We start from the raw sequence: 22,380 nt of genomic DNA on the forward strand, positions 1-22,380 counted from the left end.
GTACATAGGTACATAAAGTTAGACGGACTAAATCTCGATTTATTACAGTGCAAATAAAAAAAATTTTTATGTAAGAAACTCAACACTCACCCGACTAATTATTATTCAAGCGTATTCGGTGTGAAATTATCATGAAGCAATTTATTTATTCTCTCGCTCAGCAGTATCAAAATGTTTGTAATGTACTTAAACATGGTGATGGGATCGCAGCACTCTCCCTGCGCTGTTATTTAGTCCCTATCTTTTGGATGGCAGGTACAAATAAGCTGATGCATTTTCAAGATACCGTTCAATGGTTTGGCAATGCAGATTGGGGTTTAGGTTTGCCCTTTCCTCAGCTCATGGCAGCATTGGCAACATCAACGGAAATTGCAGGTGCTGTGCTATTAGCACTTGGTTTACTTACACGTTTTATTAGTATTCCGTTGATCGTTACCATGCTGGTTGCGATTTTCACAGTGCATCTGCCGAATGGCTGGCAGGCGATAGCGGATCCCAATGCGCCTTTTGCCAATGCACAAGTCTTGGCTTCAGCGGAGAAATTAGAAAAGGCTCGACAGCTCTTAGAAAATTATGGCAACTATGATTGGCTGACCTCCAGCGGCTCTTTTGTGATTCTGAATAATGGAATCGAGTTTGCTGTTACTTATCTGATCATGTTATTGGCTCTGATCGTATTAGGTGGTGGTCGATATTTCAGTCTGGATTATTGGATAAAGCAAAAATTGTCGAAGTGGCTTTCTTAAAGATTACCTCAGCATGAATAAAGTCAGTAAGCTGACAGCAATATTACAATTTTGTCATTTATAAAAAAGTCATAATCTTTGAGGCTAAAATGACAGAACAAGTTTTGGGGCGATATTGAAAAATGCGAATACTTCTCGTTGAAGATGAACAGAAAACGGGAGACTATCTCCAAAAAGGTTTAACCGAAGCAGGCTATGTTACAGATTGGAGTCAAGATGGTATATCAGGCCTGCATCATGCGGTTACAGAACAATATGATCTTATTATTTTAGATGTCATGCTACCCAAGTTGGATGGCTGGAAAATTTTAACCGAGATTCGTAAAGTGAATACCTTCCTGCCGGTTTTATTTCTAACAGCAAGAGACCAAATTGAAGATCGAGTCAAAGGATTGGAGTTGGGTGCAGATGACTTCCTGATCAAACCCTTTGCATTTGCTGAATTATTGGCACGTATCAAAACACTTTTAAAACGCGGCCAGATTAAAGAAGAACAAACCTTCTACTCTGTCGCTGATTTGCATCTTGATCTGATCAAACGCCGTGTCGTGCGTTCTGGTCAAAGAATTGACCTGACAGCAAAAGAGTTTTCTTTACTTGAGTTGTTTATGCGTCGACAAGGTGAGGTTTTACCAAAATCGCTGATCGCAGCTTTGGTTTGGGATATCAATTTTGATAGTGATACCAATGTCGTTGAGGTGGCAATTCGTAGACTTAGAAATAAAATAGATACGGATTTTAGCCCTAAGTTGATTAAGAACATTCGGGGTATGGGCTATGTATTAGAGATCGAAGATGAATAATAAATTATTTCGTTCGATTGGTTTTAGAATCAGTTTTATTTCAACCCTATTCACCATTTTGATCTTGGTGATTATGGGGATCTTCGTCAATCAACACGTGGTTAATTATTTTTATCAGCAAAATCAGAAAGAACTTGAGGGAAAAATTCAACTGATTGAAAATCTGATTCTGCAAAAACCAGCCAATTTTAAAAACAGTCTAGATGAAGCACTGATCGGTCATGACAATCTGGTGATTCAAATCAAGCTTGCCAACGGTCAAACGCTCTATCATAAAAAAAACGTACATACTGATCTAAGCCAATTTGTCCAGAATAAAAATGCAGGTTGGGTTAATTGGAAAAATAACAATCAAAGCTATCAAGGTGTCATTGTTAACAAGAGCATTTACTACAACAATGCCAATCAAAACATGCAAATTATCGCTGCGATTGAAGTTACAGATAATTTCTACTTCTTACATTCATTTAAACAACAGCTTTTTATTGTTGGTATTTTAGGTGTCATCGGGTTAATGTTTTTAGGCTGGTTATCGACATGGCAAGGCCTGGGCCCTATTCGAAACATGGCAAGACTGTCAGAAAATATATCTGCGAATAATTTATCAAATCGTCTAGATCTAAAAAATATCCCGATAGAACTTGCACCATTGGCCACGGCATTCAATGACATGCTGGATCGCTTAGAAATCTCGGTCGATAAGCTTTCTGCTTTTTCAAGTGACTTGGCACATGAAATCAGAACACCAATCAATAACCTGATGATGCAAACTCAGGTTTCCTTAACCAAGCCAAGAACAATTGAGCAATATCAAGATGTACTCTTTTCTAATTTGGAGGAATATGAACACTTAGCAAAAATGATTTCAGACATGCTGTTTCTGGCAAAATCGGATCATAATTTGGCATTGAAAAGTAAAAAAAATATTGATTTAGTGCAAGAAATGAAGGTTTTGTTTGAATACTTTGAAGCATTTGCTGCAGATAAGAACATCGTTTTAGAGCAAACAGGTCAGGCACATATTGAAGCAGAACCAGCTATGATTCGTAGGGCCTTTAATAATTTGATTTCTAATGCGATTAAATATGGTGAAGCTGATTCTGTTTTGCAGATCCAGTTAGCTGAAGATGCTCAAAGCTCAGTGATCTTGATTAAAAATAAAGTTGCTGCTGAAATGCAAACTCTCACACCTTTGCAGCTTTCACGTTTTTTTGATCGCTTCTATCGCTTGGATTCGTCTAGGCACAAAGCAGAGGATGGGACAGGTTTGGGGTTGGCGATTACCAAGTCAATTATAGAAATTCACAGTGCTAAAATTGATGTATATATTGAAGATGAAAACATCGTCTTTCGGATTATTTTCAATAAATAAATGGGAAAAGTAGGCTGAAACTTTTAATTTAATGGGCACACATACAGTAAAGGATCATAAAACTCAGTCCTAGGTTTTATGATCCCGTTTTTGAAATTCTGTATTACTTTGATGGAGTCTGGCCATCATGACCTTGTACAACAGTATTACGCTCCTTGTTTTTCTCAAGGAACATTAATCCACCATCTGCGTAGCTCAAACTCGCTGTTGATGCAAATGATACGATAAGGATGAGTTTAACTAATGCTTTCATGTCTACTTACCTTTTCTCTCTTAACTCCCTATAAGATAAAACAAGCTTCCCAACAGTAGCATGACCTGAAAATGACAATTTTGTCATTTAAAAAGCTTTGTATTCGATCAGATCACTTCATCGAGCTTGCTTAAATGATTGTGATTCAACCCCCTAAAAATCTGCTCCAAAGCTTGTCCGATCGCCAGTATTTCATGGTCCATGTTTGGCAAACCATCAAGTTCTAAGCCAATCGGTAGTTTTGACTTCACTCCGCGACCAATCGGTAAACTCAGCCCTGGCAACCCAATATTACTCCCAGGATCGGTATTACGAATTAGAGTTTGGAAGTTTTCAATAGAGCTCACCTGCTCACTCACCAACGGTGCAACGATTGGAGAGGTTGGAAATATTAATCCGTTCAGTTGATAGTCTCTGAAGGCTTTTTCATAGAGTGAAAGTAATTGTGGTCGAGCTTTTGTAATGGCTTCCTGATATAAAGCGTCTACAGGCACCAATTGCCCCGTCGAATCAGCAATCAATTCAGGTAGAATATTCTGCCTAAAAATCTGCTGCACATCTGGACTGGATACCTGATCAACCACAGCATCTAGACTGACGCCAATCTCATTATTTTCTAAATATTGGATCAAATCATATTTGCCTTCGTAAATCACGACTGGAAATGAAATGCGTTGATTTATCTGCGCTAAATCAGGCATATCGACAGGAATAATTTCAATCCCAGCATTTTTTAAAAGTTGCAATGCCTTATGCGCTTGTTCATGAACATCGTCATCCAAACCTTCCCAAAAATAAGCATTGATTCCAAGTCTGATCGGTTGTTTTGGCAATGAAAATGGTTGAGCTGACGGTGCAATTAACTGATCAATCACAATAATATCAGCCATACAACGCGCCATAGGTCCAGCGGTGTCACGGGTGTGAGAAATTGGCGTAATCCCTGTTTGTGCATATCGTCCTATCGTGGGACGAAAACCAACACAACCATTTAAGGCACTCGGTAATCTAACCGAAGCTCCTGTATCCGTTCCGATTGCAATTGGAACCATTCCTGCGGCAACCGCAACGGCACTTCCAGAAGAAGAACCACCCGCAATATGTAAAGGATTCACCGCATTGCGTGTACCAACGACCCCCTCAATATGCATGGCTGTATTATAACCTGTGACACCAAATGCCAATTCATGCATATTGGCTTTCCCAACAACAATGGCTCCTTGATCAACTAATGCTTGAATGACGGGAGCCGTTGTTTTGGGTCTAAACTGCGCTAATGCAGGTGTGCCAGCACTATTGGGAAAACCTGCAACATGAATATTATCTTTCACTGCAATCAATACACCAATTAATGCAGGACAAGCAGCTCCTGCACGGATGGATTGATCCCAGACTTGTGCTTGTTGAATTGCTGCTGCTTTATCAAGGCTAATAAATGCATTTAAAGATTGTTGTGCTTCGATCTTTTCAAAATAGCGGTGTACCCATTGTTCACAAGAAACTTTTCGATCACGAACCAAAGCTGTAATCTCGCTAATTGTGGCTCTATCAAGTTGAAATTCTTGGTCCTGATCTAATTTTTCATTCATATTTAACATTTTGACTTAAAATCCATTTAAGTAATTATTTTTATAATTTGTACCGTTTTAAGTCCATTGAATATCCTCAAAATTGAGGAGATCATCAAGAATGTATCAGTGAGGCCATTTCTGTACGATTATGACAGCCTATTTTTTTCATGGCATTTTTCAGATGTGTCCGAACTGTGGTGAAACCAATATCGAGTAAATTGGCAACATGTTTATCACTCAATCCTTTACACACTAATATGACCACTTCTTGCTCCCGTTGGGTTAAATCGTACTGAGTCGATAAATCCATCGGTAAGGCTTGAGTCATATAAGGTTCAAGTAAATTTAAGATTCTTTTCTCTCGCTCACTAAACATCAGCGAATCTTGAGCGCGCCAGATACGCAAATCACCTAGATCTATCCCATCCCGAACAAAGTAAATATTTAGCCCATGATATAAGCCATGAGGGCGTAGAAACTCATTGTAATAATCCGTTCTTTTTAGTTCTGATAGCGAAATGATTTCATTAACGAAAGTGGCTTGTTGCCGTTCCCGCAACTGAGACGTAATCGGGTCATGATATTGCCAAATACGCTCATATTCTAGAATTGCTTTAGTGTCAATTTGCCACAGGATGCCCTGTTTAGAAACATGCTGTTTTGCATCCCAAATATAAGAAGCAGCAAAATCCGCTCTCAATAAAGTCGCGATATCGACAAGCACTGTTTCGCGTAAGCTTTGCTGTCCTTTTTCTGAACCTAATTTCCAAAGTATTTCAGAAAGAAGACTAAACTCGGATGAGCTTAAATCATATTCTAAAAGCATAGCGTGCTACCTTTTTATCTACTGACACCTATCCTGATTAGAATGAGGATGAACAGTAATTCCTTTTGTTCATTTCAGCTTCCTTTATCTTTTATATGTCACTGAGCCATTATTTTCTACACTTTATTTTTTAATCGGGTGGCATGTGGTGTTTTGCCATACCAACGTTTATAGGCATGTATAAAACTGGCGGGTTCAGCATAGCCTAACCATTCAGAAATTTGTTCAATTGACGTTTGAGTTGAAGATAAATATGAATCTGCCAGAATTTTTCTGACCTCTTCCCTGATTTTAATAAAGGTGGTTTGTTCTTGTGCTAAATAACGGCGTAAAGTTCGAGAGTTTAGACATAAACCATCCGCGACCTCTTCCATCGAAGGAATGTTCCTTCTGCTATTCATCAAGATTTGCTGAACTTGGTCAGTATATTTTTTTTGAGATTGCCGCTTGTCCAGTATTTCTCGGCATTGCTGTTCTGCTGAATGTAACACCAATTCATTTGCCATACTGAGCTTCTGATCTATTTTTTCTGCATCTAATACAACAAAGTTTTTAGATCCACCAAATTCGGGTGTAATCCCAAATAACGCTCGATAAGACTGTATTTCTCCATGAGGCTGAAAAGTAAAAGCAACTTTCTCGCAGAGATTCTCCCGAATTAAATCTTGTTGAACTGTAATCAGCGCAGCAAGGTCTCGCTGAATAATAAACTGCCATAATGCTGGCGGAATCCCATCATCAACCACAATTTCGATTTTGATAGTACGGGTCTCAGGCGGTTCTGATACCACAAACTGACTAAAGGCAAAAGATAAAGGAAAATAGGCCAAAGCAAAGTTCAACGCTTCACGAATATTAGCACTGCTAATCAAGCCCAAGCCTAAAGAGCCAAAGGCGGTAAAGTGATAACGTGTTCCGATTTCTAGCCCTAGCAAAGGCCGTTTTCCGAATCTCTCTACCAGATTGCGGATCAGTTGTAATTCTTGCTGGCCTGTCACCAGCGTATTGGGATCAAGTAACTGTTGTTGTTCTAAGCCCGTTCCTTTCAGAATCTGGTGATGACTGACTCCTAACTCTGCGGCAAAATCAGCCATAAGGCGAACACTATGGATACTACGTTCATATGCCCATAAGTACTTCAAGTATATTTCCTCAATGTCCGCTAATCACAATATTTTGTCCTCATCCATCCTCTAAATCAATGCATGAAACGATTATTCTGCATGTAATACATGATAATTTTCACTTGAGTCCGTTATGTTGAAACAACAATTATCTTCAAATAAAAATATTCGTATCGCCATTATTGGCACAGGCTTTGGCGGATTGGGGCTAGCTATTCAGCTCAAACTTGCTGGATTTGAACAATTTACCTTATTTGAAAAAGCCAACGATGTGGGTGGTGTCTGGCGCGACAATACTTATCCTGGCGCTGCTTGTGACGTGCCTTCTCATCTATATTCCTTTTCTTTTGAACAGGAACTGGGCTGGAAAAACCGTTATGGTTCATCACAGGAAATTCATCAATACTTAAAACATTGCACAGAAAAATATCAACTGTATCCGCATATCCAATTTAATACTGAAATTGCCAGTGCTGATTTTGATGCTACCCAAGGTGTTTGGCATATCCAGAGTTTAAGTGGAGAAAAATTTGAGGCGGAATTTCTAATTGCTGCGGTTGGTCAACTCAACCGCCCTGCATATCCGAAGATTAAGGGGCTGGACAGTTTCAAAGGGAAAGCTTTCCATTCGGCGCGCTGGGATCATGACTATGACCTGAATAATAAGCGTGTAGCAGTCATTGGGACAGGTGCCAGTGCGATTCAGTTTGTGCCTGAGATCGCTAAGCAAGTCGCCCACTTAGATATCTATCAACGCTCTGCGCCTTATGTCATTCCAAAACCAGACCGCATTTATTCCAAATTAGAGCGAAAAGCGTTTCAAAAACTACCGATTCTGCAAAGTCTTGATCGCGCCTTTCAATATAGTTATAACGAGATTCGTCTTAAGAGTTTTACTGCGACCTTGAATGAAATTCCTTTGGCGGAATATATTTTTCAGCGTCATATCCGCGAAGAAATCAAAGATCCACATTTCCGCCATCGTCTGATGCCAGACTACCCGATTGGCTGTAAACGTATTCTGATTTCTAATCATTGGTATCAGAGTCTGGTTCGCCCTAATGTTGAGGTCATCAATACCGCAATTCAGGAAGTAACTGAAAATGGTATTGTCGATAAAGATGGCAAAGTACGTGAAGTAGATACCATTATTTATGGAACAGGATTTGCCGCAACCGAGTTTATGGCGCCGATGCAAATCACAGGACTCAAAGGTAAAAGATTAAAAGACCAATGGGCCGATGGTGCGGAAGCCTATTTAGGCTTAACTGTTAGTGGCTTCCCGAATTTCTTTATGTTGTATGGCCCCAATACCAATCTTGGGCATAACTCAATCGTGTATATGATTGAAAGTCAGGTGAACTATATTCTGGATGCAATTCAAACGCATATTCAAAATAATTTATGTTTTGCAGATTTAAAAACTGAAATCCAAACCCAGTTCAATCAAGAAATTCAGGAGCGCATGAAATCAACCATGTGGTCTCAAGGCTGCACCAGTTGGTATCAAACCGCGACAGGGAAAAATACCAATAATTGGCCGGGCTTCACATTGGAATATCGTCAGCGTACTCGTCGCTTTGATCTCGAAAATTATACTCGGGTTGCAAAGTCTTCATCTAAGGCTGTTCAGGTACAACCTTTAGAAAAACAAATGGCGGTTTAAATGAAATCATTCAATAACAAAGTTGCAGCAATTACAGGTGCAGGTTCAGGGATTGGTCAAGCACTTGCAATTGCATTGGCAAAACAAGGCTGTCATTTGGCTTTATCGGATGTCAATGAGTTTGGTCTGGCCAAAACCCAAACCTTATTAAAGCCATATCCAGTCAAAGTTACAGTACAAGTAGTTGATGTCGCCAATCGTCAAGACATGGCAAAGTGGGCTGAAAGCGTGGTTAAGCAGCACCAACAAGTCAATCTGATCTTTAATAATGCGGGCGTTGCCATCGGCAGCACCGCTGAAGGTGTCAGCTATGAAGATCTTGAATGGTTGATTGGGATTAATTTTTGGGGTGTGGTATACGGGACCAAAGAATTTTTACCCTATTTAAAACAGAGCGGTGACGGACATGTCATTAATATCTCAAGTATGTTCGGACTGACAGCACAGCCCACTCAAAGTGCTTATAATGCGAGTAAATTTGCAGTTCGAGGCTTTACCGAGTCTTTGCGGCAAGAACTCGATATACAAGATTCAGGCGTGAGCGCGACGTGTGTACACCCAGGTGGAATTCGAACCAATATTGCTAAAGCTGCACGGATTAATAGCAGTGTCGAAATTTTAGGAATGGACCCTGTAAAAAGTCAGCAGGCTTTTGACAAAATCTTAAGAACACCAGCCGATGAGGCGGCAAAGCAAATTTTAACAGCGGTACTCAAAAATAAACGTCGCCTATTGATTGGTGCTGATGCAAAAGCTGTAGATCTATTACAACGAATATTGCCACAGGGATATCAAAAAATATTTGCTACAGCGACTGCGCTGCAAACTAAATTCTTGCAATAACTTAAGCTTTGCGATGGGTTGACCTTAGCTCAATAAAAGCAATGGTCAATCCATTTACCTTCACCTTTCCTGTCGCAACAATAAAAATAGAATAATTCACAGTATATAGATGAATAGAAACAGTTTTGATCCAGCTCAAAATACAATTCTTTATGACCAGAATAAATAAAATCCTAAGAGTTGATAAATCCACTTGACCTTCCCATAATGTTAAGGTCTATGCTGCAAGCAATCAGATCATCTCTATAGGTATATCTTATGGGAACTCAAATAAATACAGCATCTAAAGACCTAAATATCACATTACAAGTAGAGGGCATGACTTGTGCCAGTTGTGTGGGTCGAGTCGAAACTGCACTAAAGAAAGTGGATGGTGTACAGTCCGCTTCTGTCAATTTAGCCACAGAACATGCAGATATTACCCTTGCCAAACCTGTCGATCGACAGGTACTTATCCATGCAATTGAACAGACGGGTTATGACGTCCCTGCAAGCAATATCGAATTATCGATTGAAGGGATGACTTGCGCTTCTTGTGTCAGTCGTGTCGAAAAGGCTCTCAGTGCTGTTTCTGGTGTAAAAACGGCGTCTGTCAATTTAGCGACGGAACGAGCAACCGTTACAGGTAATGCAAGTGTGGAAAGTTTAATCGCAGCGATTGATAAAGCAGGTTACGATGCGAAGGAAATACAAGCTTCCATTCCTGATCAAACTGAGCATCTTGAGAAAAAAGATCAAGAAAGAGCTGAATTAAAACGTGACTTAATTCTTGCCACGATTATGGCTTTGCCTGTGTTTATTCTAGAAATGGGTTCTCATTTGATCCCCGGTGTACACCAACTGATTGAGCAAACTATAGGGATGCAAAATAGTTGGTATCTCCAGTTCATTTTAACGACTTTGGTCCTGCTGATTCCTGGTCGCCGTTTTTATAGCAAAGGTTTACCTGCATTGTTCCGTTTAGCACCCGATATGAACTCTTTGGTTGCAGTCGGTACCTTGGCTGCCTACCTATTTTCTTTGGTTGCGACTTTTACCCCGAATGTGCTTCCCGCGGGAACAGTAAATGTCTATTACGAAGCCGCTGCTGTCATTGTCGCTTTAATCTTATTAGGCCGTTTTCTTGAAGCCAAAGCCAAAGGACGGACATCTGAGGCAATTCAGCGTTTAGTGAGCTTACAGGCAAAAGTGGCCCATGTTTCGCGTGATAACCATGTCATTGATATTCCAATTGATCAAGTCGTCTCAGGTGATTTTGTTATTGTCAAACCCGGTGAGCGAATCCCTGTTGATGGTGAAGTGATTGAAGGACAAAGTTTTGTCGATGAATCGATGATTACAGGTGAACCCATTCCTGTTGAGAAAAATCTCGGTAGTCAGGTTGTAGGCGGCACCATTAACCAAAACGGTACTTTAAGCTTTAAAGCAGTTGCTGTCGGTGGCGACACCATGCTGGCGCAGATTATTCGTCTAGTCGAACAAGCACAAGGCTCTAAAATGCCAATTCAAGCCGTGGTCGATAAAATAACACTATGGTTTGTGCCCGCCGTGATGATCGCAGCACTGCTCACCTTCCTCGTTTGGCTGATTTTCGGTCCTTCTCCTGCTTTAACTTTTGCATTGGTCAATGCCGTTGCGGTACTGATTATTGCATGTCCGTGTGCCATGGGCTTGGCAACACCAACATCGATTATGGTGGGTACTGGACGTGGTGCTGAATTGGGTATCCTGTTTCGTAAAGGCGAAGCTCTACAGTTGTTAAAAGATGCGCACGTGGTTGCGGTGGATAAGACAGGTACTCTAACCGAAGGTCATCCAGTACTGACAGATTTTGAGGTGACTACAGCATTTGAGCGTAATTATGTGCTTAGTGTCGTTGCAGCGGTTGAATCTCTGTCTGAGCACCCAATTGCGAAAGCCATTGTCGATGCTGCAAAAGATGAACGACTGGTATTACCGAAAGTCGATACTTTTGATTCAGTCACAGGGATGGGCGTCAATGCAATGGTCAATCAGAACCAGACTGTTCACATTGGTGCAGATCGTTATATGACTCAACTGGGTATAGCGGTTTCTCCTTTTACACCAACAGCACAGCGTTTGGGTGATGAAGGCAAATCGCCACTCTATGTTGCAATTGATGGCACACTTGCTGGGATTATCGCTGTTGCAGATCCAATCAAACAAACAACCCCTGCCGCCATTCAAGCATTGCATCAACTTGGTTTAAAAGTAGCCATGATTACAGGTGACAATGCACGTACAGCACATGCGATTGCCAAACAACTCGGTATTGATGAAGTGATTGCAGAAGTCTTACCTGAGGGTAAAGTCAATGCCGTGCAAGAATTAAAAGCAAAATATGGCAACATTGCCTTCGTGGGTGATGGCATTAATGATGCCCCTGCTCTGGCTCAAGCTGATGTCGGCCTTGCTATTGGTACAGGTACTGATGTTGCGATTGAATCAGCTGATGTGGTGCTGATGTCAGGTAATCTGCAAGGTGTAGCCAATGCGATTGCTTTATCCAAAGCGACGATTGGTAATATTCATCAGAATTTATTCTGGGCTTTTGCCTATAACACCATGTTGATTCCTGTGGCTTCTGGCGTACTGTATCCTGCTTATGGCATTTTGATGTCCCCTATTTTTGCAGCAGGTGCAATGGCACTTTCAAGTGTGTTTGTCCTTGGTAATGCGCTACGTTTGCGTCGTTTCCAACCGCCATCTGTGAACAGAGGCTAATGGAGGATCTCATGAATATTGGTAAAGTCTCTCAAGTTTCAGGTGTGACAGCCAAAATGATTCGTTATTACGAACAAATTGGCTTAATTCCAGCTGCGGGGCGCAGCAATGCAGGTTACCGCTCTTATTCCGATAATGATGTTGAACGTTTGAAGTTTATCAAGCGTAGTCGTGAATTGGGGTTCTCTGTAGCAGAAATCACTGATCTACTGGATTTATGGAATAATCGCAACAGGCATAGTGCAGATGTAAAGCAGCTGGCTCAGGCGCATATCCACAAGTTGGAACAACGTATCCAAGATCTACAACAAATGGCGCAAACCTTGCAAACCTTGGTTGATTGCTGTGCAGGTGATAATCGACCTGATTGCCCGATACTTGAGGGTTTAAAAGAACCGAGCCATGAAATGAAAGATATCCATCACCATAATGATCTGCTCTCTCTGTCTCCACTGACGGGTCGTAAGTGACACAAATTAAAAGGCTATAGAAATATGGCCTTTTTTATTTTTGAGCATTTCTTAAATCAAAAAAAGCGGCCAACTCGGCCGCTTTTTCATTCACTTTAACTTAACGTGGCGGAAAACCCGCTTCTGCCAATGCATCAACGATTTGCTGTTGTGATGCCGTGGTTTCTACTTTTACACTGCGGTTAGGTGGATCAGTGATTACCTTTGCATCGGCATCCACTGCTTGGATCGCACGCGTTACACCACGTGCACAGCCACCACAAGTCATATTTTCAACATGAAATTCCATACGAATGCTCCACTTGGTTATGAAAGAAGATAAGTTCAATATAAACGTTCCAATAATTGGAAGGTCAAGTCTTTTGATAGTTAAATAAGAAAATTAGCTGTTCAGCCTTTCTTTTCGGACACATAATTCACAGTATATTTCGGGATTTCTATTTCTAAAGCATCCTCCTGTACATTCACCTGACAGGATAAACGTGAATAAGGAGTCAACCCCCAAGCACGGTCGAGTAAATCAGCTTCAATATCCTCCATTTCAGTTAAGCTATCGAATCCTTTTCTTACGATTACGTGACAGGTTGTACATGCCCCTGAAAGATCACAGGCATGTTCGATTTCGATACCATTATCAAGTAAGCGTCTACAGAGGTTTTCCCCGCGTTCTATTTCAATTTCCCGACCTTCAGGGCAAATTTTTTCATTCGGGAGAACCGTTATTTTAGGCATAGTCTGTACCATTACATTTGCTGATAGGATAAATAACAAATGATAAAAGGCTTTGTCATAAAGCCTTTTATCTAAAATAAGTCAACAATACAGAGTTATAGGAAATGCCGTTTTAACCAAGCATTTATCACTTTAATGTCAATATCTTGTGCCAAAATCATATTTTTTGCCAACATTCGAACTTCTGGATCATAACCATATTTCAAAGCGACCTTGGCCATATCTACTACGACTTGATGATGTGGAATCATTCCACGCATAAAGTCGATGTCGGCATTGCCAGTGTAATTGATTTGCATATCCACATGCATACGGCTGGTTAGTTCCATATAAGCACGTGTAGAGAGACTATAGAAATCACTTGAATCATTTGAGTTAGGTGTTGTTGCAGATTTTTGTTCACTCATTATTGTTTCCTTTTATTGAGCAGTATCAATATTCATTTATGATGTGATTGATATGCTGTATTGATGAAAATAAAGGGAGTGATGTGGGTCAATAGATGAGCGCTTCTATCTAATGTGGCACATTTACCTTTATGAAAGACACTGTAGTCCTTCCAATAATTGCAAGGTCAAGCAATCAATTTATTAAAATTTTGAGTGATTAAAAAATAAAGTTTTATCGGCTCTAAATAAAAAAGTGCATGATCAACATGCACTTTTTAAATGAATATTTAATGTGTTTTAGACATTTAAGCCGACTGCTTTCGCACGCGCTTTATGCAATTTTTTATAGCTGTCGATTAAACGTAAATGACGATCAAGTCCTTCCAGTTGCATATTGGTTGGGGTTAAACCATAGAAGCGAACGCTACCTTCAACCGAACCAATAACTGCATCCATACGTTCATTGCCAAACATACGGCGGAAATTGATCTCGTAATCTGCCAGTTCCATTTCGTCATCAAGTAACACTTCCAACACCACATTCATGCATTGATAGAACAAACCACGCTCTACGGTGTTGGTATTGTATTGCAAGAAGGTTTCAACCAGCTCTTTCGCTTCTTCAAACTGCTGCAATGCAACATAGATTAATAGCTTCAATTCAAGCAAGGTTAACTGACCCCACACTGTATTGTCATCAAACTCAATACCAATCAATGTGGTGATTTCAGTGTAATCGTCCAGTTCAGATTCTTCTAAACGTTCAACCAAGGCTTCCAATTGTTCTTCATCTAAACGGTGTAGATTGAGAATATCTTCACGGAATAACAAAGCTTTATTGGTGTTGTCCCAAATCAGGTCTTCAACCAAATAAATTTCAGAATAATCAGGCACCAAGATACGACATGCAGTTGCACCCAAGTGCTCATACACCGCCATGTAGACTTCTTTGCCCATTTCTTCAAGGATGCCGAACAATTCTGCGGCTTCTTCAGCATTCGTGTTTTCACCATCATTGGTGAAGTCCCATTCTACAAAGTCATAATCAGATTTAGCACTAAAGAAACGCCAAGAGACCAAACCACTTGAATCAATGAAGTGCTCAACAAAGTTGTTTGGTTCAGTCACTGCATTGCTTTGGAAAGTCGGTTGCGGTAAGTCATTTAAACCTTCAAAACTACGGCCCTGCAGCAGTTCAGTCAAACTACGTTCTAAAGCCACTTCAAAACTTGGGTGCGCGCCAAATGAGGCAAAGACACCACCTGTACGTGGGTTCATTAGCGTCACACACATTACAGGGAATTGACCACCCAATGAAGCATCTTTCACAAGCACGGGAAAGCCTTGTTCCTCTAAACCTTGGATACCTGCCACGATACTTGGGTATTTTGCCAATACCTCTTGTGGTACGTCTGGCAAGGCAATTTCACCTTCCAAGATTTCACGCTTAACCGCACGTTCAAAAATTTCAGATAAGCATTGAACCTGAGCTTCAACCAAGGTATTCCCTGCGCTCATGCCATTACTGAGATATAAATTCTCAATCAAATTCGATGGGAAATAGACTGTTTCATCATCAGATTGACGTACAAATGGCAATGAACAAATACCACGTTCAGTATTGCCTGAATTGGTGTCGTACAGATGTGTGCCCAGTAATTCATCATCAGGGTTATAAATTTCGAGGCAATATTCATCCAAAATTTCTTTTGGTAATTCACCATTTGGACCTGGCTTAAACCATTTTTCATCTGGATAATGCACAAATTCTGCATTGGCAATTTCCTCACCCCAGAACTGGTCGTTATAGAAGAAATTACAGTTTAAACGTTCAATGAACTCACCTAAAGCCGATGCCAAAGCACTTTCTTTAGTTGAGCCTTTACCATTAGTAAAGCACATTGGGGACTGCGCATCACGAATATGTAACGACCATACATTTGGCACGATATTACGCCATGACGCAATTTCAATCTTCATGCCTAAACCAGCCAAAATCTCTGACATATTGGCAATGGTTTGTTCTAATGGCAGGTCTTTGCCCAAAATATAAGTATTGTTTTCTGAAGTCAGGCTTGGCATCAGCAACGCTTGTGCATCTGCATCAATACTCTCAACTTCTTCGATGATAAATTCAGGACCAGTCTGAATCACTTTTTTTACAGTACAGCGGTCAATCGAACGTAAGATACCTTGACGATCTTTTTCAGAAATATCCGCTGGAAGTTCTACCTGAATTTTAAAAATCTGTTTATAGCGGTTTTCAGGATCCACAATATTGTTTTGTGATAAACGGATATTGTCAGTTGGAATATCACGCGCGGCACAATACACTTTGACAAAGTAAGCAGCACACAATGCAGATGAAGCAAGGAAATAGTCGAATGGGCCAGGTGCAGAACCATCACCTTTATAGCGAATGGGCTGATCGGCGATTACCGTAAAATCATCAAACTTCGCCTCTTGTCGAAGATTGTCGAGATAATTAACCTTGATTTCCATGCGAGCACCTAAATATTCTTATGTGTTGCAAGCACATAAGATTGAAAATATTGAGATAAGCCAAATCGTTGATATGAGATTGCTTAAAAAAGTGTGGCTAAGGTCATCTTGTCGCTTGATCTAACGCTGACCCTAGTAATAATGGACGCTATTATAGAAGTATTTTGTGTAATTGATAACTTTTGTCTGTTTTTCTAGCCTTTTTATGAACAATCAGCTGAATTGTTGATGATTTAACCTGATATTTAAAGCTGTGTTGCAATCTCGATAAATGCTTTTGCAATGGGTGTCATTTGCTGCTTGTTTTTCACAGCCAAACCAATTGAGCGTTTGATATTTGGTGACAGTGGTCGTTTTACGATATTGGGATACAGTTGCTGAATGTTCTGATCAAGGGATAAATCAGCCACAATAGATACCGCTTCGTCGGTATCTTATTGGTGAATACATCTTAAAAACAAGGTGATAGCGATCATCTTAAAAAACTTAGCTTTTTAGCTAAGTTTTTTGTTGACATCAGAGTAATAAATACACAATACTTAGCTATATGGCTAAGTATGATTCTAAACTCGATTTGTTGTTCAGTGCTCTCAGTGATCCAACGCGCAGAGAAATACTGACGCGGCTGTCCTTCGGAGCAGCGTCAATCACTGAACTGGCTGAACAACATGATATGGCCCTGCCTTCTTTTCTAAAACATTTGAATAAACTAGAACAAGCAGGACTCATTCATTCTGAAAAAAATGGACGAATCAGAACTTGTGCTCTGGCCCCTGAAGCATTTACACCTATGCAAAATTGGTTAAGTGAACAACGGACCATCTGGGAACAAAGACTCAATCAATTTGATCGTTACGCACTCGAATTAAAAAGGAAAAGAGAAAATGAAACTGGATCCAAAAACTGATTTAAAACTAGAAAGAGTAATTGATGTACCACGTGAACTGGTCTGGGAATGTTGGACCACACCAGAGCATATCAAACACTTTTTTATTCCTCGACCTCACTCCATCAAGGCCTGTGAAATTGATTTAAGAGTGGGTGGGAAATTCAATACGGTCTTTGACATAGATGGTCATGAAATCAATAATCAAGGTGTTTATCTCGAAATCATTGAAGGTAAAAAACTGGTCTTTACCGATACTTATTCTGAGGATTGGAAACCGGCTGAAAATCCATTTATGACTGCAATTCTGTTGCTTGAAGATGCAGGTGAAGGCGCAACTAAATATACTGCAATTGCGAGGCATCGTACGGCGGAAACTCGTCAACAGCATGAAGATATGGGCTTCTTTGAGGGTTGGGGTACGGTGGTTGATCAACTGGTCGAATATGCAAATAGCCTAAAAGCTAAATAGTTTCCCCTATCTACCTAATCAAAAAATGCCTCAAAGTTTACTTTAGAGTACTTTGAGGCATTTTTATAGATCAAATCAAATCCGCCCAACTTCCAAATATGGAATTAAAGTCTTATCGAAGTTTGGACGTGGATCTCCTGCAAAACTGATAAACCCATGCATCCCTGTTAATCGTTCGCCTTTATAAAATTGGTTCAGCTGATAACGTGGATCTTGATGAGACAGTGTAAAACTGATGATACCAACCCCTCTTTGCTTTGAGAGTTGATAGGCATCTTCAAGCATCAGATGATGCAGTGCCAAATGTTTTGGGTGGCATAACAAGGTGTGTAATACATGATATTTCAGCGAATCACCGAGCTTAGGCAAAGGCATGGCTTTGGTGATTTTGGTCAATAAATTATAAATGGGACGAAATACACCAATCACGGGGCTGTAATGCAGGATTTTGGTTTGCTTGAGGCTATGCTGATCCCATAACCCAAACATACCGACTAATTTTTCATTCTGAAAATACAGATGAAAGTCTGAAAGTTGTAGCCCTGTAAAATAGTGATGCCCTGCCTGTAATTCTTCAAAATTATAAGCTGGAATAAAATTATAATGCTGTGCCATTGCTGCAATAAACGCATTCATTGCAGTAAGATCTTCGGACTGAGCGATACGTGACCGAATGCTGCCTGTCTCTGTTTGGTTGGTCTTTTCTAAGAATGCAGCGATATCACGTTTTGTCCCTAGATGGGTCAAAGTCAAAGTTTCGATCAAACCTTCATCGTAATAATCAGGGATTCCAGTTTTACCTGTTTGTATTGCTGCTCTTGCCGCATAATTATCATTAAAAATAATCATCTGGCTGAAATTGGGTTCATGCAGCGTTTGTTTGACATGTGCACCTAAAACTTTGACCAGCGATTTACCTCGATAGTTTGGATCAACACGCAAATCACTGGCATATCGCACATTCTGTACAGTTTTATCGACATAACATGGACGATGTCCGTTGCTATAACACGCAACATTCTTTTGATTTTCAGTGTCTTCAATCACCACATGGAGTTTGTGCCGATACAGAATATCTGACGCTTTAAAATAACTGGGTTCACGCTGAAAGCTGATCTGCACACCCTTGGTGGTCATCGGCACGGCAATCAGTTCACGCAAAGCTTGATCATCTGCCAATGTTGCTTCTCGTGTAATCAACGGATTTTTACCCGCGTGTGGTGGATTTGTTTTCATTAATTATTCACCTGTTCAATATTTTGTGTAGACACCAAATCATTTAAGTGCCCCATTTGGTCTAAGAGTTGATAAACAAAAACGATTTCATCTTGCTCATTGACCGTTTTCTGAGTTTGTACATCCAATAGCTTTTGTTCAGTATTCAACAAATCAAAAGTTGTTTTGGTCCCCAATTCAAATTCTTTGCGGGTATAAACAAAAGCAATCGACGCTGCATCAATCGCATTCTGTAATGCATCTTTGTTTTGGCGAATAGTTTGTAACTGCGCATACGTGGTACGTGCGCGCTGATTCAAATCAAGCTCAAGACTCCGAATTTTTTGATTAGCCAAATCAACATCTGCCTGTGCTTTTCGGATATTGGCGCGATTTAAACCATCGTCATACAACGGTACATTCAGTTGCACCCCCACCATGTAATTATTACTTTCCGAGCCAATATAACTTGCTTCATGTTGCTTACCCGCACGGCTGGTCAACATAACTGTGGGCCAAAGTTCTCGCTTGGTTAAAGCGTATTGTTTCTCAGACGCTTGTTTCTCATATTTGGCACGTAGTAATGCCGGATGATTCTTGGTTTTGGCCAAGATCTCATCTAGATTGCTGGAAATCTCTGGCAGATGATTAATTTTCGTCAAGTTATCTGGTGTCGTACCTGTAATTTGATAAAACTGCGCTTCACTCACGGTGAGATTAGATTGTGCCTGCGTAATATCGGCTTGCCCCTGAGCAACTTGAGCCAACACTTGCGCCAAGTCTGCGCGCGTGATCATACCCACATCAAAACGTCGTTGTGATTCATACAACGAACGCTGTAAGTTAGACATGGTTTTCTTTCTGAGTTCTAAAATCGCTTTCTTCTTCAAAACGTCGGTATAAACCATGACGGTATTCAAAATTGTTTCTGAACGTTGATCCGACAAGCCTTGCGAATATGCAGAAAGTTGATTTTTGGCGACATCGATCCCCAAGCGATGTCGCCCTGATGTGTAGATAGGGTAATCCATTTGTAATTGCAAACTACGACCTTTTCGGTTTCCTTCCGTTGGAAACATGACATTGGTGGGAGTTTCGACTCTTTCATAATCGAGTTGTCCAACCAAGTTTACTTTCAGGCCATCACGTTGTTTTGCCTGTTCAAGCATTGCCGTGGATTGATTCACACTTAAACGGCTCACCTCCAATTGGCTTTCATGCCTTAAACTCGCTGACAAAGCCTCGTCTAAAGTCATGGCATTAACAGTATTCGAAACCAATAATATTGCCATACATAGTGCGATATGTAAGGAATTAAGAACTCGATCGTTAAATTGCATTATCCCTTTCTTCATAGTTGTTCCAAACTATTGAGGGTAACTTTCTTGAGTGGCTCAGGCTTAATATTGCCTTCAATGATGCCATCAAACATGACCAGCTTTTTATATGCGTTCCAACCATTGTTGGCTTGACGAATCTGAGGCTGATCTAACTGACCGAGATTGCGGGCAAGTTCATAATGGAAGTTCTGCCGTAAGATACTATCGATATATTCATCATTAATGCTGTGATGAATTTCTCCTTCAAACAGGACACAATAAAAGGGTTTTACCTGTTGTTCTGTATCTATGGCTAACAATGAAATCGCTTTCGATTCCGTTTCATTGAGTTGTGAAAGTAGTTGCTGTGCTGTTTCAGGTGCAAGCTTCTCGCCTACCAGATCGACTCCAAAACGACGTCCTTGGAATTCAAAACATGGGACTTGTTCAAGGAAACTGGTCACACGTAGACAATCATCAAGACAATAGCGCAATAAACCATTCCCTGATGTAATAATTGGACTGACCACATCACCGACTTTAAGTTCCCATGAAGGGGTAATCTGCCCCTGTTTTTCACCTTCCAAGTATTCAAATTCATAGAAATGACTTTGATAAGCCAATGGATAATGATCATTGTAAGGAATGGTCACCACACCTTCAGTGGCCCATAGGCCTTTGCCTTCAAATTGCACTGAAGGAAGACGCTGTTTCAATTTTTCAGCCCACGCTTTGGAGCCAGCAGTATCCCAGCTCGATACCAAACTCAAACTCGGCCATAATCGGTTAAAATCAATCTGTTCGCCATTTGAACTGTCGATCAGACATTTTGCACTTTCTGGGCTGAATGGGGCTTTGACTTCTTTTAATGAAACTTGACGCGCTCCCCAACGACCTGTCTCTAAAACTTCAATTACGTCTTGTTGCATTGCCTCCAAACGGTCTAGGAGCTGCAAAGCAAAAGTTGGACTCCATACCGAAATCATGGCCAGATTACGATTGGCGACCAGATAGCAAATCGTTGCAAACAGTGCATCATCGGCATTGGCTGCAAAAGCGACATTACTAGGAACTGCTTGAGTAAATTTAGATAAAATACGTTTACCAATACCAAGTAAGGCACTGTCATCATTTAAATTTTTATCTTTTAATACTTCACGCTGGCTTTCTGGCAACCATGAAACCGACCAATAGTGTGTGCCAGAACGTAACTGCGGACATTTACGATATAAACTGGCCATCCAAGGTGCAATTGCGTGATCAAGTTCGTCTAAAAACAGCTTGGTATAAGGAATAAATTTAATTTGTTCGCTAGACCCACTGGTCGGTTGAAAACGGACCAATTTACTGTTTGAAAGCTGTATCTGCTGATTCCGATAACGCTGGATGTCCTCCCGCCACGCGCTATAACGCGAAGCAGGAAAAGCCTCTACAAACTGTGCATAATCGTTCACCTTGCGCTCTTTGGCAAAGTATGAAGTCTGCAAAATCGAACTCAAGATTTGACGTTGTATTTGCTCTAAGCGATTGGCATGCTTTTTAAAGTCTCGATCAGAGACATCACACCATTGTTTTAAAATAAGATGCGAACCTGTGGTAAGCCATTCCGAATGCTTCATTGTAGGACTCCTTGACGATTTGTAGGTGTCTTTAACAATGCTTCACATCGCCCTTTACTTGCAGGTTTAGTGATTAATTTGACAGGGAAACGTACAAGATCTTTCCAACCTAAACGACCAATACACGGTAGCTCTGTACCAACCGTCCATGTTGGATTCATCTGTTCAAAGAAATGAATATTTGGATTCTTTGCTCTCATTTCTTCGGTAATCGGCGCAACTTCACCTTTTAGCGGCTGATAGTCATTTCCAAAGTTTAATAAACCTGCTTCTTTGTCATAATACTCACCAAAAAAATTCTCACAGTAATGCTCAACCACCGTTGATAAATGTTGATTTTCATCTTTGATATTTGGGTAATAGACATAATAATTATTGGCAAGCAACAAATAGGTTTTGTAGCCTTTAGAAATCAGTAACCAATATAGCTCATTAAACGGATATTTCACCCGTAACTTAATCATCAGTTTAAGCATGGTACTTTGCAGTGTACGGGTGCCCCAATACGCTCTTAAGATCACCGTGTCGCCACTGAATAACACGGTATAGTCTTTACCATTTAAATAAAAATGCTGAACCACCACTGTAGAGAACCCAACAATTTCATCCGTTTCCGAGTTGAAAATTAAGATGGCACCACTTTTCTTTTTAAAATCATCTACAAAAATCGAAAATTTAGTGTTTTCATAATACTGCTCGTAAATGGAGTACATCACTTTTAGGCGCTCGATATCGATTTGTTCTTTCTCGACATATTGGCCATAGGTAGATTCTTTGTTATTGAATCTTGAGATCAGTTTATATGTTGTATTAATCATCAGCTTGTA

The 22,380-nt window shown here is 40.4% G+C and carries 21 protein-coding genes and 1 pseudogene; 9 read left to right on the forward strand and 13 right to left on the reverse strand.

Annotated features, from left to right (window positions below):
* Window positions 1-131: 131 nt before the first annotated feature.
* From F909_RS04790 to F909_RS04780, 3 genes are all read left to right on the forward strand, one after another.
* Window positions 132-746: an HvfX family Cu-binding RiPP maturation protein gene (locus F909_RS04790; protein ID WP_005153015.1), complete on the forward strand. Its 615-nt coding sequence runs from the start codon at window positions 132-134 to the stop codon at window positions 744-746.
* Between the two features lie 122 nt (window positions 747-868).
* A complete protein-coding gene (locus F909_RS04785; RefSeq protein WP_005153017.1) occupies window positions 869-1,549 on the forward strand; it encodes a heavy metal response regulator transcription factor in 681 nt (226 codons plus the stop codon).
* Entirely contained in the window at window positions 1,542-2,921 is a 1,380-nt protein-coding gene (locus F909_RS04780; RefSeq protein ID WP_005153019.1) for a heavy metal sensor histidine kinase, read from the forward strand. Before F909_RS04785 ends, F909_RS04780 begins: the two co-directional genes overlap by 8 nt.
* A gap of 103 nt (window positions 2,922-3,024) precedes the next feature.
* Here the strand turns inward: F909_RS04780 and F909_RS21305 are convergent, their stop codons facing one another.
* The 4 genes from F909_RS21305 to F909_RS04765 form a co-directional block, all read right to left on the reverse strand.
* Window positions 3,025-3,174, reverse strand: a complete 150-nt coding sequence (locus F909_RS21305; RefSeq protein ID WP_005153022.1) for a hypothetical protein — start codon at window positions 3,172-3,174, stop codon at window positions 3,025-3,027.
* 107 nt (window positions 3,175-3,281) lie between these two features.
* Entirely contained in the window at window positions 3,282-4,772 is a 1,491-nt protein-coding gene (gene iaaH / locus F909_RS04775) for an indoleacetamide hydrolase (RefSeq protein WP_005153024.1), read from the reverse strand.
* Window positions 4,773-4,857: 85 nt separating this feature from the next.
* A complete protein-coding gene (locus tag F909_RS04770; protein WP_005153026.1) occupies window positions 4,858-5,571 on the reverse strand; it encodes a helix-turn-helix transcriptional regulator in 714 nt (237 codons plus the stop codon).
* Window positions 5,572-5,687: 116 nt separating this feature from the next.
* Window positions 5,688-6,713 carry an AraC family transcriptional regulator gene (locus tag F909_RS04765; RefSeq protein WP_005153027.1) on the reverse strand — a complete coding sequence of 342 codons (1,026 nt, stop codon included), beginning with the start codon at window positions 6,711-6,713 and terminating at the stop codon, window positions 5,688-5,690.
* Between the two features lie 115 nt (window positions 6,714-6,828).
* Here F909_RS04765 and F909_RS04760 point away from each other — a divergent pair, with 115 nt between their 5' ends.
* The 4 genes from F909_RS04760 (at window position 6,829) to cueR (ending at window position 12,419) form a co-directional block, all read left to right on the forward strand.
* Window positions 6,829-8,361, forward strand: coding sequence for a flavin-containing monooxygenase (locus F909_RS04760; protein ID WP_005153028.1), 1,533 nt, complete (start codon window positions 6,829-6,831; stop codon window positions 8,359-8,361).
* Window positions 8,362-9,204, forward strand: coding sequence for an SDR family NAD(P)-dependent oxidoreductase (locus F909_RS04755; protein ID WP_005153029.1), 843 nt, complete (start codon window positions 8,362-8,364; stop codon window positions 9,202-9,204).
* 258 nt (window positions 9,205-9,462) lie between these two features.
* Complete coding sequence (locus tag F909_RS04750; RefSeq protein WP_005153031.1) at window positions 9,463-11,949, forward strand: heavy metal translocating P-type ATPase; 2,487 nt, start codon at window positions 9,463-9,465, stop codon at window positions 11,947-11,949.
* Window positions 11,950-11,960: 11 nt separating this feature from the next.
* Window positions 11,961-12,419 (forward strand): Cu(I)-responsive transcriptional regulator, encoded by a 459-nt coding sequence (gene cueR / locus F909_RS04745; RefSeq protein WP_005153032.1) that lies wholly within the window; start codon window positions 11,961-11,963, stop codon window positions 12,417-12,419.
* 100 nt (window positions 12,420-12,519) lie between these two features.
* Here the strand turns inward: cueR and F909_RS04740 are convergent, their stop codons facing one another.
* The 5 genes and pseudogenes from F909_RS04740 to F909_RS21060 all read right to left on the reverse strand — a co-directional run.
* A complete protein-coding gene (locus F909_RS04740) occupies window positions 12,520-12,708 on the reverse strand; it encodes a heavy-metal-associated domain-containing protein (RefSeq protein ID WP_005153033.1) in 189 nt (62 codons plus the stop codon).
* Window positions 12,709-12,809: 101 nt separating this feature from the next.
* Window positions 12,810-13,151, reverse strand: a complete 342-nt coding sequence (fdx, locus tag F909_RS04735; protein WP_005153034.1) for an ISC system 2Fe-2S type ferredoxin — start codon at window positions 13,149-13,151, stop codon at window positions 12,810-12,812.
* 95 nt (window positions 13,152-13,246) lie between these two features.
* A complete protein-coding gene (locus tag F909_RS04730; protein WP_005153035.1) occupies window positions 13,247-13,558 on the reverse strand; it encodes a CopM family metallochaperone in 312 nt (103 codons plus the stop codon).
* A gap of 279 nt (window positions 13,559-13,837) precedes the next feature.
* Window positions 13,838-16,042: an OsmC domain/YcaO domain-containing protein gene (locus tag F909_RS04725; protein WP_005153036.1), complete on the reverse strand. Its 2,205-nt coding sequence runs from the start codon at window positions 16,040-16,042 to the stop codon at window positions 13,838-13,840.
* 245 nt (window positions 16,043-16,287) lie between these two features.
* Window positions 16,288-16,461: pseudogene (locus F909_RS21060) on the reverse strand (LysR family transcriptional regulator); the annotation flags it as partial.
* A 128-nt stretch (window positions 16,462-16,589) separates the two neighbouring features.
* Between F909_RS21060 and F909_RS04720 the strand changes: the two are divergent.
* Together F909_RS04720 and F909_RS04715 are read left to right on the forward strand one after the other, a co-directional pair.
* On the forward strand, window positions 16,590-16,949 hold the full coding sequence (locus tag F909_RS04720; protein WP_005153038.1) for an ArsR/SmtB family transcription factor: 360 nt from the start codon (window positions 16,590-16,592) through the stop codon (window positions 16,947-16,949).
* Window positions 16,927-17,400 carry an SRPBCC family protein gene (locus F909_RS04715; RefSeq protein ID WP_005153041.1) on the forward strand — a complete coding sequence of 158 codons (474 nt, stop codon included), beginning with the start codon at window positions 16,927-16,929 and terminating at the stop codon, window positions 17,398-17,400. The genes F909_RS04720 and F909_RS04715 overlap by 23 nt, the downstream gene beginning before the upstream one ends.
* Before the next feature lie 75 nt (window positions 17,401-17,475).
* Here F909_RS04715 and F909_RS04710 read toward each other — a convergent pair whose 3' ends face one another.
* The 4 genes from F909_RS04710 to F909_RS04695 are packed head-to-tail and all read right to left on the reverse strand — an operon-like array spanning window position 17,476 to window position 22,371.
* Entirely contained in the window at window positions 17,476-18,636 is a 1,161-nt protein-coding gene (locus F909_RS04710) for a hypothetical protein (protein WP_005153047.1), read from the reverse strand.
* Complete coding sequence (locus tag F909_RS04705; RefSeq protein WP_005153049.1) at window positions 18,636-19,970, reverse strand: TolC family protein; 1,335 nt, start codon at window positions 19,968-19,970, stop codon at window positions 18,636-18,638. The genes F909_RS04710 and F909_RS04705 overlap by 1 nt, the downstream gene beginning before the upstream one ends.
* Window positions 19,967-21,553 carry a GH3 family acyl-acid amido synthetase gene (locus F909_RS04700; RefSeq protein WP_005153051.1) on the reverse strand — a complete coding sequence of 529 codons (1,587 nt, stop codon included), beginning with the start codon at window positions 21,551-21,553 and terminating at the stop codon, window positions 19,967-19,969. The genes F909_RS04705 and F909_RS04700 overlap by 4 nt, the downstream gene beginning before the upstream one ends.
* Window positions 21,550-22,371: a hypothetical protein gene (locus F909_RS04695; RefSeq protein WP_005153053.1), complete on the reverse strand. Its 822-nt coding sequence runs from the start codon at window positions 22,369-22,371 to the stop codon at window positions 21,550-21,552. The genes F909_RS04700 and F909_RS04695 overlap by 4 nt, the downstream gene beginning before the upstream one ends.
* Between the last annotated feature and the right edge of the window lie 9 nt (window positions 22,372-22,380).

It is taken from the genome of Acinetobacter sp. ANC 3929 (assembly GCF_000369405.1).
Taxonomy (GTDB): domain Bacteria; phylum Pseudomonadota; class Gammaproteobacteria; order Pseudomonadales; family Moraxellaceae; genus Acinetobacter.

What these genes read in the sequence shown, in the direction of transcription:
- F909_RS04790 (WP_005153015.1), top strand. Translation starts at nt 132, where the DNA reads ATGAAGCAATTTATTTATTCTCTCGCTCAGCAGTATCAAAATGTTTGT.
- F909_RS04785 (WP_005153017.1), top strand. Translation starts at nt 869, where the DNA reads ATGCGAATACTTCTCGTTGAAGATGAACAGAAAACGGGAGACTATCTC.
- F909_RS04780 (WP_005153019.1), top strand. Translation starts at nt 1,542, where the DNA reads ATGAATAATAAATTATTTCGTTCGATTGGTTTTAGAATCAGTTTTATT.
- F909_RS21305 (WP_005153022.1), bottom strand. Translation starts at nt 3,174, where the DNA reads ATGAAAGCATTAGTTAAACTCATCCTTATCGTATCATTTGCATCAACA.
- iaaH (WP_005153024.1), bottom strand. Translation starts at nt 4,772, where the DNA reads ATGTTAAATATGAATGAAAAATTAGATCAGGACCAAGAATTTCAACTT.
- F909_RS04770 (WP_005153026.1), bottom strand. Translation starts at nt 5,571, where the DNA reads ATGCTTTTAGAATATGATTTAAGCTCATCCGAGTTTAGTCTTCTTTCT.
- F909_RS04760 (WP_005153028.1), top strand. Translation starts at nt 6,829, where the DNA reads ATGTTGAAACAACAATTATCTTCAAATAAAAATATTCGTATCGCCATT.
- F909_RS04755 (WP_005153029.1), top strand. Translation starts at nt 8,362, where the DNA reads ATGAAATCATTCAATAACAAAGTTGCAGCAATTACAGGTGCAGGTTCA.
- F909_RS04750 (WP_005153031.1), top strand. Translation starts at nt 9,463, where the DNA reads ATGGGAACTCAAATAAATACAGCATCTAAAGACCTAAATATCACATTA.
- cueR (WP_005153032.1), top strand. Translation starts at nt 11,961, where the DNA reads ATGAATATTGGTAAAGTCTCTCAAGTTTCAGGTGTGACAGCCAAAATG.
- F909_RS04740 (WP_005153033.1), bottom strand. Translation starts at nt 12,708, where the DNA reads ATGGAATTTCATGTTGAAAATATGACTTGTGGTGGCTGTGCACGTGGT.
- fdx (WP_005153034.1), bottom strand. Translation starts at nt 13,151, where the DNA reads ATGCCTAAAATAACGGTTCTCCCGAATGAAAAAATTTGCCCTGAAGGT.
- F909_RS04730 (WP_005153035.1), bottom strand. Translation starts at nt 13,558, where the DNA reads ATGAGTGAACAAAAATCTGCAACAACACCTAACTCAAATGATTCAAGT.
- F909_RS04725 (WP_005153036.1), bottom strand. Translation starts at nt 16,042, where the DNA reads ATGGAAATCAAGGTTAATTATCTCGACAATCTTCGACAAGAGGCGAAG.
- F909_RS04720 (WP_005153038.1), top strand. Translation starts at nt 16,590, where the DNA reads ATGGCTAAGTATGATTCTAAACTCGATTTGTTGTTCAGTGCTCTCAGT.
- F909_RS04715 (WP_005153041.1), top strand. Translation starts at nt 16,927, where the DNA reads ATGAAACTGGATCCAAAAACTGATTTAAAACTAGAAAGAGTAATTGAT.
- F909_RS04710 (WP_005153047.1), bottom strand. Translation starts at nt 18,636, where the DNA reads ATGAAAACAAATCCACCACACGCGGGTAAAAATCCGTTGATTACACGA.
- F909_RS04705 (WP_005153049.1), bottom strand. Translation starts at nt 19,970, where the DNA reads ATGAAGAAAGGGATAATGCAATTTAACGATCGAGTTCTTAATTCCTTA.
- F909_RS04700 (WP_005153051.1), bottom strand. Translation starts at nt 21,553, where the DNA reads ATGAAGCATTCGGAATGGCTTACCACAGGTTCGCATCTTATTTTAAAA.
- F909_RS04695 (WP_005153053.1), bottom strand. Translation starts at nt 22,371, where the DNA reads ATGATTAATACAACATATAAACTGATCTCAAGATTCAATAACAAAGAA.